The organism is bacterium, assembly GCA_036504735.1.
GTDB lineage: Bacteria > Electryoneota > RPQS01 > RPQS01 > RPQS01 > DASXUQ01.
Genome location: DASXUQ010000009.1, coordinates 395,871 through 408,321, shown reverse-complemented (window position 1 = coordinate 408,321; position 12,451 = coordinate 395,871). Strand labels below are relative to the sequence as shown.

Below are 12,451 nucleotides of genomic sequence, written 5' to 3'. Positions count from 1 at the left end.
GAGCATTTCACCGGCGCGCCGGCTTCTGGCGCGTAGAACATCCTGTCATGCAATGTGGCCCGGTAACTTCCTTGGAGGGAAACATGAAGTCACTGCTGATTACTCTGACATGCTTACTCCTCACAAACAGGTCGCTTTTTGCCGATCCCCGCCAATGGGACACGACCGGCGTGGTGATTCGGCAAGGCGACGATCTGCAATGGGAACAGGTGGCGGCGCGGAATGAGCAAGGGGACGTGCTGGTGGTGTGGAGCAGTTTTGCCGGCGGTGATGGAGACATCTGGGCGCAATTGATCAGCCCGGATGGGACACCGCAATGGGCGGAAGGTGGAGTAATCGTGTGCGGCGATCCCGGCGGGCAACGCTATCCGGCGGCCATCGCGGGGAGCGACGGATGGATAGTTGCATGGCAGGATTATCGTTCACCACGCGACTGTCAGTTTCACGACGATGAATGCTGTAAAATTCGAGCGCAGAAACTGAACGCTGCGGGACAACGGCAGTGGAGCGCCGACAACTTCACCGGAGTTGAGATTGAGGGCAGTGAAGTTGATGGCTTCGTACTCGCATACACGATGACCGACGATCATTCCGGAGGAGCTATCCTTGCATGGGATAGAGGTACTAGCGGAAGCGACTCTATTTACGCATTGCGCATCGCAGGTGAGGGGACGTCCGTGTGGGAAGCACCGGTGGCGGTGGCTGCAACCAACTCCGGATCATCACCAGCAACGGCATGTGATGACGCAGGCAACCTGTTGATCGCCTGGGAGGATTATCGGGAGAGCCTGAGCCGCATCCGGGTTAACAAGTTGAACTCCTCCGGATCACTCCTGTGGAATGAGAGCGGTGTACAAATCTATGCCGCTTACTGTTCAATCTACGGCCCACACATCTGCCTGGACGGATCCGGTGGTTGTTATGTCTCCTGGACCCCTACGCTCACGAATGACGGCGCGTTGCACATACAGCGTATGGATTCGCTGGGGGAGGTGACGTGGGCCGCCAACGGCGTGTCCTGCAACCGGGGAGCCACTGATTACAACCTCATTGCCAGCGTCAACCAGGACACCGTAGATGGTTGTCTCCTCGCCTTCCACGGCAGTCCCAATACCGTCTATGCATTGAAGGTTTCGCCGCAGGGCAGCTTCCCATGGACGGCCAATGGAGTAGGTCTCTGGAGCTATTCGGCCTTCTGTAACATTTCGCCGCGGGCAGCATCTGACGGTGCGGGCGGAGCGGTTGTTGCCTGGGGCAAAGAGCGCGGTAACGGATACTCGGATGTCCGTGCCGCACGCGTGTCTGCCAGTGGCACCCGCCTATGGAATGGGCCGGGCGGCGTGCCTGTGTCAGAGGATTCGCTGCATCATTACGATGCCGTCATCGTCCCGACAGACTCCGCTCGAGTTCTGGTTGCATGGAATGATGTCACGCGGGGCGTCACCGGTGTTCGGGCACAGATTCTCGGCATGACTTCAGGCGAACGGCAACTAACTCCTGCGGGACTTCACCTTGCCGGCGGATTGAATGGAGAGGTGGAGTATGTGCAAGCTGTCAGTACGGGAAATGGGAATACGGCAGTTCTGTGGCCGGACCGGCGAGATGAGCGCGTTTACACATATTTTCAGATTCTTGACTCCACAGGCCATGCTTCGGGAGCATCCGGAGGCGACAGCTTGTGCCAGCAGGATACTGACCCCGGGGCATACGCATCGCCTCTGGCCAGTTGTCCGGATGAGCACGGCGGGTTCTTCGCAGTGTTTTCGGATTATCACTCCCCGGTAAGCTCATATCGGGTCACGCGGATCAATGCGGCGGGGCAGGCGGCAGGCGACGGGCTTGGCCGAGCTATAGCGCCAGTGACAGGCTCGCCATACCGTTTTGTCTGCGCCCCGGATAGACAGGGGGGAGTCTATGTTGCATGGGCAGAGAGTATTTCGCAAACCGATCAGCGCGTGTATATCGCGCGACTCGACAGCCTGCTGAATCAGGTATGGTCGCCGCCGACTCTCGTGGCAACGGCGTCAAACTGCTTGGGTAATGAACCCTTCGGCATCGTTGCCAACTCCGATGCGTCCTGCCTTATTGCGTACAGCATAGGGAGGTATGCTGCAACCGTCGGCTTTCATGCTGACCTCTTCTGCGCTCGCGTCACCGGTCTTGGGCAGCGGGAATGGGCTGTTCAAGTGTCGGGAGCCTTCCCTGACGGGCGCTATTGCAGCAACTGGGATCCCAACCCGCCGCCGATGGTGGCCGATGGCAACGGCGGGGCCTATTTCGCTTGGGGCAAGAGGATAGCTGCACCAGCCGACTCTCTTCCCGATTCCTCTGCCGTTTTCGCGCAGCATTTGGCGGCCGATTCGACGCGGCTTTGGGGCACGGACGGCCTTGTGGTGCTCCAGCCCTCGACCTTGTCGCGCGGCCTTTCCGCCACGGCAGTGGATGCTCATAATAATCTGATGCTGGCGTGGACTCAGTACGAAGGTTGGCCTGTCGTCAGATCATCCGTAATGGCGACGAAGCTTTCGCCCGAGGGCAATCTCATCTGGGAAGGCGCTCAGGTCTGCGTCACGGACAGTGGCGTCTCCCAGTTATCCGTGACTCCCGACGGCAGCGACGGGCTGTTCGCCGCGTGGTGCAGCAGAGACCTTGGAGGGTTCAAGATATTCTGTCGGCACCTCGATGCTTCGGGGCAACCTGCAAGCGATCCCTTTTGGGCGGCACCCGAAGGGAGCCCAATTCAGCAAGCGCCCGTCAGTTATTATTATCCTCCCGTGGCCGCATCTGACGGGCGTGGACACGTCACTCTCGCTTGGACCGAATGGCAAACGGACGACAGTCAAGCACTGACAGTCTACCATGTCCGCGCCCAGCGGCTTACTCTCGAACAGACCGTTCTCGCTGCGAAGCCGAGAATAGCCCTTGCTTCCCGTTTCGCGCTTCATCCCGCTTTTCCCAACCCTTTCAATCCGACCACGCTTATCCAATTCGATCTGGCGGTGCGGGGGCGTGTGGAACTGCGGGTGTACAACGTGATGGGGAGGCTGGTGAGGACTCTGGCCGATGGGGTGATGGAAGCCGGGGAACATACGACGCGCTTTGATGCATCCGGGCTGGCATCGGGAGTCTATTTCTATCGTTTACAGGCTCCGGGCTTTGCTCAAACCCACAAGATGCTGCTCCTCCGCTAAGAGCGCTCGATTCTCTTTTTTCGCCAAAAGAGTTGCAATAATCCGGAAAGCTTGTTAACTTAGGAAAAGGATGAAGACGGAGGGATGAGGGATCTGGACAGGTGTGTCCAAAATCCATCATCCCGATGATCGCTTCGCCTTCTGATTTTGACTCTTTCTGACCCCCCTGCCCTCAGCTCTTGACCACCACCCTCCCCGGTCAAAGGTAAATGGGCGGGGGGTGAAGTTTTTCTGAAGGGCTAAGGGAAGACTCGAGACTAAAGACCAGAGACTTGAAGGCCTTTTCAGAGCGCGTTTCAAGTCTTCAGTCTCTGGTCTCCGGTCTTATCCTTTAGCCCTGGCTTCCGGCAAGGTTGTTGCACGGCTATTTGTTGATTGCTGCATGCGCTGCGGCCACCGTCCTTACATATCAGGCCCGCTCTGAGATGCTGTTTTCACGGCAGTTCATAGCGGCTCTGTAGGGCTGATCCGGCGGGTTGCCAAGGGTTCATGCGCGAGCTTTGTCCGTTACTGGCGGTTTCGCGTCTGATCTCCAAAGCTACACATCTCCGGTGAAACCTATGTTTTTACAGAGCCTTCCGAGTGAAGAGTACTATTTTCTCTTCACCGGAAGGCTTTGCATTTTCTGCACGGTTGCACTGTTATTGCATGACCGCCTTTGGAGAGGAAAAGGTCAAATGCGCGCACTTTCGATTGCTTTTGGTGTCCTCCTGATCTTCGCGTCTGCTCAGTAGGCACGGATGGCCATTCGCCTTCCTAATGCCGACAGTACCGGCACACCTGATGGCGTGTCGGTTGGCGGCATAGGTACCATCTGCTCCTCGGTGGATCCGGCCTTCACTCCGCGCATCCTTCAACCTCTCCGCCGCTTCGAATGCCTCTAATCCGACAACCGAGGTCATCTTCGGCTGCCTTCAGTCGAACCGGCAGTCATCGCGTGACCTTTGACGGGGCGCAGCTTCCGGCGGGGATTTATTTCCTGCGGCTGGAAGCGGCATCCCACCAAAGAACACTCAAACTCGTGCTGCTGAAGTAACTCTGGAATTCCTCGGGAGGGAACAGCCGTGAAATATTCTTTGATGATTTTGCTGACGCTCGCGCTCTGTGGTGTAGCAATTGCGCAGCCGCTGGACACCTTGTGGACCCGCACCTATGGCGGCAATTCAGGAGAGGAAGGCACCGCGGTCTGCGCCACCATTGATGGTGGCTTTGCTATCGTCGGACTCACCAGTTCGCTGGGCGCCGGAGGCTCGGATGCCTGGTTGGTGAAGACCGATTCGGCAGGAAACATCGAATGGAACCGCACCTATGGCGGCAACGGCTACGATGGCATTAATGCCATCGTGCAGACGGCCGACAGCGGCTTCGTCTTGGCCGGCCGTTGCAACGGCGCTCCTTATCTCAATCAAGATGGCTGGGTCATCAAGACCGACCGGCTTGGAGATACTGTATGGACGCGCACTTTTTCGGTCGACACCTTGGCGAATTTCGAATCGGTGCAGCAGACATCCGGTTGCCGGCTACATTGTAGCCGGCAACCGGATGCCTGCCGGAGGGTCGCTGTGCAACGGCTATCTTGTACGATTGAACAGCCTCGGCGATACCCTATGGACGCGGACGCTCGGTGAACGCTGGGCAGACGAGCACTTCAATGCGGTTCGGCAGACCAGCGATGGAGGCTTTATTGCCGCAGGATACTGGCAGCCGCAAGACATTTACAAATGGCTGGTGCGACTGGACGAAAACGGTGATACCCTGTGGACGCGGCACTTGGATCGTGGCTCCGCACAGGCGGTGACGGTGACCGAGGACGGCGGCTACGTGGTGGGAGGCTTAGGACCCATCGGCTCCGGCTATTATTTGGGCATGCGGATCCAGAAGGTCAGCAGCGCCGGCGACAGCTTGTGGGCTCGCACCTACGGCAGCCGAAGTTACGATTGGCAAGCGTATGACGCGCAGCAAACCGCCGACGGCGGCTTTATGCTGGTTGGATTGGAGTACCCAACATCGACTGCCGTGATTGGCATCTTGAAAACGGATGCGGAAGGTGACAGCTTATGGAGCATGACGTTCAGCACCACGCACGGTCAGGCCAACTCCGTGGCGCGAACCGCCAGCGGTGCCTATGTGGTTGCCGGAACCGCCTTGACACAGACTCAGTCCGGCCAGATATGGCTGGCGAAGATCGGATATGAACAGATACCATCGATGGCCCCTTCGTTCATCGCTTCGCCCGCATCTTTCGGCCTATCGGCGTATCCCAATCCGTTCAATCCCGCGACAGAGATTACGTTCTCTCTGCCAACAGCCGGACCGGTAACGGTCAAGGTCTTTGACATCCTCGGCCAGCAGATCTCGGTCCTGCAAAACGGTTTGCTGACTGCAGGTCAACATCGAGTGACCTTTGACGGGGCGCACCTTCCGGCGGGGATCTATTTCCTGCGGCTGGAAGCGGCATCCCATCTAACAACACTCAAACTTGTGCTGCTGAAGTAAATCGGGGCGCTGGTTCATCGTTCAGCGTTTGTCGTTCATCATTCTCAGGGAGGGTATCATGCACATCCGTTTCCAACATCTCATCTTTGCGGCGCTGGTCATATCGCTGGTGTCGCTCGCCTACGGTCTCAATTACATGTACTGCACCGACTCGGAAGTGACCGTGCTCGGCCAGCGCATGCATTTCTCGGCTATGGACAGCCTGATGGGGCCCATCCGCTCCAACGACTGCTTTGGTTCCAACCCGCTGCAATTGCCTTACAATTACGACTTTCTGATGATGGCCTGCGATAGCTTTGCCTGGGGGCCATATTTCCGCGGGTCGTACGTGATTACGGATGCACCGACGCTGTCCTTCCCGCACGTTGTAACGTCAATCCGCCAGCAGGCAGCGGCACAGGGAAATTTCTACAGTTTTCCGGGGATGCAGTACCGGGTTCAACTCGAATCTCGCGTCATGCGAATAGACTATTGGCCAGAAGGGGCAGCCTATGACAGCACCAGGATGATTTTTGTGCCTCTCGCCGATTCCATGGTGGTGTTCTTTGATGCACAGCACGTACGCATCTTCGGAACTCTCAGTACGATCTTGATACTTGGTGCCTCCGGACAAATCGGTTTGGAAGACAACATCGTCTATACCAGCTCCACCGGGCCGCAGGGACAGCTTGCCCCCAATCATCCAGAGAAGTTCGCACTGGTCGCTGAAGGAGAAATCAAGATTCTGAACACGACGGCCAATGGCCGCGAGAATTCGGGCGGCCTCGGTAATAGCCAGACGAATCCCGCTCTCACCAGCATCGCCTTGAATGGCGTTTATTGTGCGTTAGGCGAAAGCTTCACCTTCGAGCAGCAGAATGACGTAGACAGCGGCTATGTCTATCAGGATCCTCCCGGTTCGCCGCACACGGATGATCGTGGCACCATCTATCTGTGGGGATCCCTGACGCAGGCGCGGCGCGGCTATGTGCACCGGTCAACCAATGGTACCACGGGCTATTTGAAACAGTACCGTTATGATCCGCTACTGAAGTTCTGGCACATCGGAGTCTTTGAGGGTCAGGAAAATGTGCTGACACCGGCCTCCATCAACTTCGGCACCATTCAAGCAGGCAGAACCGTGCAGGATACGGTGACGGTCCGCAATGACTTTGTCCCCCTGACGATTGACAGCATCCGCGTGCCGTCTCAGTTTCAGGCGGTGCGGCCCGACAGCTACCGCTGGGAGCAGCCGATTGTGGTCACATTCGCGCCGGACCATGCGGGAACATTTGCCGATACCGTTCGCGTCTATCTCGACTATTATCAGCAGTGGTTCAAGATCCCCGTCCGCGGCACGGCAACCCCAAATCCGAACGGGTCTCCCGACGTCATCCTTCAGCCCGCATCCTTCAGTCTCTCCGTCTATCCCAACCCCTTCAACCCAACCACCCAGATCGCTTTCACGTTGCCATCGGCAGAAAGGGTAACGGTCAAGGTCTTCGACCTTCTCGGCCAGCAGATCTCGGTCCTGCAAAACGGTTTGCTGACAGCAGGTCAACATCGCGTGACCTTTGACGGGGCGCAGCTTCCGGCGGGGATCTATTTCCTGCGGCTGGAAGCGGCATCCCACCAAAGAACACTCAAACTTGTGCTGCTGAAGTAACTCGAGGATTGCTCATGAAATGCTGCATCATTGTTTTGGCTTGCCTGATCTGCGCCGGGGCTCTGTTTGCGCAACCGTGGCAGTGGCAAAGGATGGATGGAGATTTTCGGGATCCCTCCGGCTTCGAGACACCGTTCTCGGCGGATACCTCTGCCATGGTGGCGGTGGGAGACTTTGACGGCGATGGCCGCGACGAAGTGATCCTGCTCTCTCCCAACGGTGCGCAGGTCGCCGTGCGCAATGCGGACAATATCCACTGGACGCTGCATACCATCACCCAGCCCCTCGGCTATGGCCGCCTCTGGGCGACAAATCTGGATGATGATCCTGCCAAAGAACTGGTGGTCTACGACAACCCGCCGCGCGCATGGAAATTGCAAAATGCGGTGTCGTGGCGCTGGACGCGCAATGACATGCTGCTCTTTGACTTTGCCCTGCCGCACACACTGGAGCAGGCGATCTTCGGCGACTACAACGGCGACGGCGAACTGGATGGCATAATCTGGCAGCGCGTTGCGGGATACGACCTGCTCACCCTCGAACACCGCAGTACCGCGGGGGACTGGAGCGCGGATACGGTAGTCACTACCGGTGAATACCCGGTGACCAATCTGTTTGATGGCGACTTCGACCACGACGGTGATCTGGATTTTGCCGCCGCGCCGGGGTACGTGATCGCCACAAATCTGCATCCCGGCATCCGTTTCTCCACTTATGCCCCGTGGCAGACTCCCTACTTAAGCGGCCCGGGCGGAGGGGATCTTAATGGCGACGGTGAATGGGAAGGCCTGTTCCGCCTCCCCGGCTATTCCGGCTTCGCGGTGGTTGTCACCGCGTCGGCTACCCATGCCTCGTCGACCACGCATCTCGGACATGTGTCCGGCATGGCGCTGGGCACTGTGCACACGGCCGCCGGAACCACCGTCGCTATCGCGCACAACCAGCCGTCGCTGGCCAACGGGTGGACCGAGTTTGACCTGCTGCTGCGAAACAGCGCTGGATGGGTTGACGACCGAAACACTTTGGTGCACGCTTACAGCGGCAAGTGCTTGGCCGCCAGCATGGCGGATGTGAACGGCGATGGCCGCAAGGATCTGCTGCTCACGATGGGCAGCGGCAACCCTCAGAGCGAAGGCTATCGAGCCTGGGAATTCCAGCTTAACACGGGTGCGGGCACTATCGATCGCTTCGAAACTGATTTCAATCTGACCAACAGCAGTTTCCGCCATGTCTATAACCCGGATACGTTGCTGCAGTTTGCGCAGATCGGAAACATCACGGGTAGTGACCGCGCCGAACTGGCCGCACTGGGTACGATCGGCGAGGAAAGCCCGCGCATCCTGTTCTATGAATTTACCTTTGCGCAGGATACCGCATTGGTGCTGCATCCGGAATGGAGCGCGGGGCTTCCCGAGGGCTTGCTGAACTTCCGGCTGGTGGATTTGGACGGTGATGGCGTGTGTGAACTGCTGGGCAAAACCTTCGGCGATGAGAGCAGCGGACACTGGGATGCCTACTTCTACCGCAACGGTGAATGGGATATCCATGCGGGAGTTCTGCCTGTTTTCTCCGCGCCGGAAATCTCCTTTGCCGATGTCAACAATGACAGTCATCCTGATCTGCTGACCCCGAGAGAAACGTGGCTGAACCTCAGCCCTTCCCCGGCAGAAAATATCCCTTTCATTCTTCAGCCTTCATCCTTCACCCTTTCCTGCGCTCCCAATCCGTTCAATCCGCAGACGCGGCTGTCCTTCTCGCTGCCGGAAGCGGAGCGCGTGAATCTTGGCCTGTTCGACATTCTGGGCCAGCGGTTGGCCACGCTGCACGACGGGTTGCTTAGTGCCGGCGAGCACACCATCTCCTTTGACGGGTCCACACTCTCGGCAGGCATCTACTTCGCGCGCCTGCTGTCTCCGCACCGCCAGGCTACCCTGAAGCTGATGCTTATCAAGTAACCCGTCGAAGGCGCTCGCCGCCTTCATCGTTTCTCGTTTCTCATTTCTTAGCAGGAAACACAAGATTGTTGCTGAAATTCCGCCTGCTCATGCTTCTTCTTCTGCTGCTGAGTCCCGCACTGCTGTGCGCCCAGCCCGACGACCAATGGACGCGCACCTACGGCGGGACCAACGACGATGGCGGCTCGGTGGTGCGGCAACTGCCCGACGGCGGTTACTTCTTTGCCGGATACACCTATTCCTTCGGGGCAGGCAACAGCGATTTCTGGGTGGTACGCACGACGGCCACGGGGGACAGCCTGTGGAGTCGCATGTACGGCGCAGGGCAGGCGGACTTGCTGGAAGATTTCCGGGTGATGTCCGACGGCGGCTTTGTGATGGTGGGCTGGAGTGACGCCTTCGGCGCCGGCGAGCGCGTGGTGCGCGCCAACGCCCAGGGGGACACGCTCTGGACGCAAGTTTTTCCCAATAGCGATGCCGGGTACGGCAACTTCGTCACCGAGACCATTGACGGCGGTGTTATCTACGCCGGATGCACGCCCCTGGGTGCGGCGGGAACGCGCCGCAATCTACAGCTCTGCCGCATGGATGCCGGCGGCGCCGTGCTCTGGACAAGCGTGATCAGCGGACCGCTGAACGACTCCCCGCTGAACATCCGGCAAAACGCCGACAGCACCTTCACCCTCCTTTCCCAGATGGAAACCGATGAATACGGCGGCTGGGAGCTGTGGGTGCTGCGCGCCGATTCGGCCGGGGACAGCCTGTCCTGCACGCGCCACGCGATTGTGCCCGCCTTTCAATGTCACCGCGCGCGGTTTGCCGCGGATGGAAACATCATCCTCAGCGGGCTGCATATGCAGCCGGACCATCTGACCTACGACCGCTGGCTGATGAAGACCGATTCTGCCGGTACCATGCTCTGGAGCCAGCTTTACTGGGCGGAAACGTCCAACCGCACGGTCATCAGCGCCGCGCCTTTGAATGATGGCGGTTTTCTGATGGCCGGCAGTTCTACCTTTCTGCGTACGGACTCCGCCGGCATGGTGCTCTGGCAGCGTGATGCCGAGCCCGTGGCCGACTGTGAAATCAACGATATTGAGGCAACAGCCGACGGAGAGTGTATTCTCGGCGGTTGCTATTACCGGCATCCGGGTAATACCGTGGATGCCTGGCTGCTGAAGACCGGACCGCGGCTTTCGGCGGAGGATCGAGGCTCCATCCTTCATCCTTCCGCCTTCAGCCTTTCCTCCAGCCCCAATCCGTTCAATCCGCAGACGCGGCTCAGTTTCGTGCTGCCGCAGGCGGGATGGACAACGCTGGAGGTCTATGACCTGCTGGGGCGGCGAGCCGCGATCCTGTCGCGGGGCTTTTGGGCGGCGGGCGAGCATTCTATCTTGTTCGACGGTTCGGATCTGGCGGCGGGCACTTACATCGCCCGCCTGTCCACCCCGCACCGTCAAAACGCCGTGAAGCTGCTGCTCGTCAAGTGAAACACGAATTGTGAGTTTTGGGGAGAAAATAGAGGGCGAGTCACGAACCAACATCAGGAGAGGTATCATGCAAGTCCGTCTACAACATCTTTTGTTCGCGGCACTGCTTATCAGCCTTGTGTCGCTGGCGTACGGCGTCAACTACGTCTACTATTCGGATGTCGAGACCACTCGATTTGGCGAGCGGATCAAGTTTTGGCACAGCGACACGCTTTGCGGACCAGTACGCTCCAATGACCAGATCGCCATCATGCAGGATCCGTATTACTGCGATCTGGTGATCTCCAGCGAGGCCGATTTCTGGCGCGGCCCGGGCTACAATCCCGGCTTCACCACCGACTACCCGCCCGTGTTCAACGCACCGCGGCTGGAAATGCCGACGACCGTGCCCTGGATCCGCCAGCAGGCTGCCACCCAAGGGCTTTACTTCAGCCAGGGCGACACGATGCAGGCCCGGGTACACCTCGAGGGTGACCATATGCTCGTTTCCTGGGCACGTCTGGGCATGTCCTTTGACAGCAGCGAGGTGAGTTCGCATGCTCTTCCCGATTCGTCCGTTGTCTTCTTTGACAGCCCCATTGTCAACCTGTGGGGCACGGTCAGCGGCAACCTCATCATGGGCGTGTCCGGCCGTGCGGGGCTGGAAGACAATCTTCTGTATGCCAGTTCCAATCCGGCCAACGGCAGGCCCGCCGACAATCATGCGGAGAAGTTTGCGCTGGTGGCCGAAGGCGAGATCAAGGTTCTGAATACCTACGCCAATGGCCGGGAAAACTCCGGCGGGCGCGGCCTCAATCAGACCAACCTCGATTCCTCCAGTATTCTGCTGAACGGGCTCTACTTTGTGCTGGGCGAAAGCTTTACCTTCGATCAGCAGAATGATCTCGACAGCGGTTATGTCTACCAGAATCCTACCGGCACACCGCACATGGATGACCGCGGCACCGTCTACCTGTGGGGCGGCCTGGCGCAGCACCGCCGCGGCTACATGCATCGCTCGGCGAACGGCTCCACCGGCTATCTCAAGCAGTACCGCTACGATGAGCAGTTGCGCTACTGGCATGTTGGAGTCTTCGAAGGCCGGGAGAATCTGATTCAACCGTCATCGGTGAGCTTCGGCGAAGTGGCTATCGGGTCCACAGGGCGGCAATGGGTAACGATGAGCAACGACTTTGTGCCGGTGCGCATCGACAGCGTGGTGGCGCCCGCGCCGTTCTTCGTGCAGACCAATGGCGACACCCTCATGTGGCAGCGCACCATGCCGGTCTATTTCATCCCCACCGAGCCCGGTGAGGTCAGCGACACCATTCATCTGTACATCGACTACTACCACCGGTGGTACAGCATTCCCGTCAGCGGCACCGGCACCGGCGAACCCAATGCGGTCTCCGACCCCATCCTTCATCCGTCATCCGTCATCCTTTCTTCGAGCCCCAATCCCTTCAACCCGTCCACGCGGATTGCCTTTACCCTGCCGCAGGCGGGAATGGTCACGCTGAAGGTCTATGACGTGGCGGGACGGCTGGTGGCGACGCTGCTGGATCAGAAAACCGCCGCCGGAGAGCATGCGGTGATGTTCGACGGCGCCAATCTGCCCTCGGGTCTGTACCTTGCTCGTCTGGAAACCGCACAGCATTCGCTGACGCAGAAACTGTTGCTCGTGAAGTAAGAGAA

General features: G+C 58.7%; 9 protein-coding genes. All 9 read left to right on the top strand.

All coding sequences use genetic code 11. From position 1 onward, the window contains the following. The first annotated feature begins 83 nt into the window (after positions 1 to 83). The 9 genes from VGL38_09210 to VGL38_09170 all read left to right on the top strand — a co-directional run bounded on the left by VGL38_09210 (position 84) and on the right by VGL38_09170 (position 12,446). A complete protein-coding gene (locus VGL38_09210; protein ID HEY3295607.1) occupies positions 84 to 3,191 on the top strand; it encodes a T9SS type A sorting domain-containing protein in 3,108 nt (1,035 codons plus the stop codon). A gap of 740 nt (positions 3,192 to 3,931) precedes the next feature. Continuing rightward, complete coding sequence (locus VGL38_09205) at positions 3,932 to 4,075, top strand: hypothetical protein (GenBank protein ID HEY3295606.1); 144 nt, start codon at positions 3,932 to 3,934, stop codon at positions 4,073 to 4,075. Positions 4,076 to 4,128: 53 nt separating this feature from the next. Beyond that, positions 4,129 to 4,227 carry a T9SS type A sorting domain-containing protein gene (locus VGL38_09200; GenBank protein ID HEY3295605.1) on the top strand — a complete coding sequence of 33 codons (99 nt, stop codon included), beginning with the start codon at positions 4,129 to 4,131 and terminating at the stop codon, positions 4,225 to 4,227. A 28-nt stretch (positions 4,228 to 4,255) separates the two neighbouring features. Further along, positions 4,256 to 4,819, top strand: a complete 564-nt coding sequence (locus VGL38_09195; GenBank protein ID HEY3295604.1) for a hypothetical protein — start codon at positions 4,256 to 4,258, stop codon at positions 4,817 to 4,819. Next, positions 4,734 to 5,687 carry a T9SS type A sorting domain-containing protein gene (locus VGL38_09190; GenBank protein HEY3295603.1) on the top strand — a complete coding sequence of 318 codons (954 nt, stop codon included), beginning with the start codon at positions 4,734 to 4,736 and terminating at the stop codon, positions 5,685 to 5,687. The genes VGL38_09195 and VGL38_09190 overlap by 86 nt, the downstream gene beginning before the upstream one ends. Positions 5,688 to 5,745: 58 nt before the next feature. Next, positions 5,746 to 7,332 (top strand): T9SS type A sorting domain-containing protein, encoded by a 1,587-nt coding sequence (locus VGL38_09185; GenBank protein HEY3295602.1) that lies wholly within the window; start codon positions 5,746 to 5,748, stop codon positions 7,330 to 7,332. A 14-nt stretch (positions 7,333 to 7,346) separates the two neighbouring features. Then, on the top strand, positions 7,347 to 9,287 hold the full coding sequence (locus tag VGL38_09180) for a T9SS type A sorting domain-containing protein (GenBank protein ID HEY3295601.1): 1,941 nt from the start codon (positions 7,347 to 7,349) through the stop codon (positions 9,285 to 9,287). An 89-nt stretch (positions 9,288 to 9,376) separates the two neighbouring features. Further along, positions 9,377 to 10,777, top strand: coding sequence for a T9SS type A sorting domain-containing protein (locus tag VGL38_09175; GenBank protein HEY3295600.1), 1,401 nt, complete (start codon positions 9,377 to 9,379; stop codon positions 10,775 to 10,777). Positions 10,778 to 10,844: 67 nt separating this feature from the next. Further along, positions 10,845 to 12,446 carry a T9SS type A sorting domain-containing protein gene (locus VGL38_09170; protein HEY3295599.1) on the top strand — a complete coding sequence of 534 codons (1,602 nt, stop codon included), beginning with the start codon at positions 10,845 to 10,847 and terminating at the stop codon, positions 12,444 to 12,446. The last annotated feature ends 5 nt before the right edge of the window (positions 12,447 to 12,451 follow it).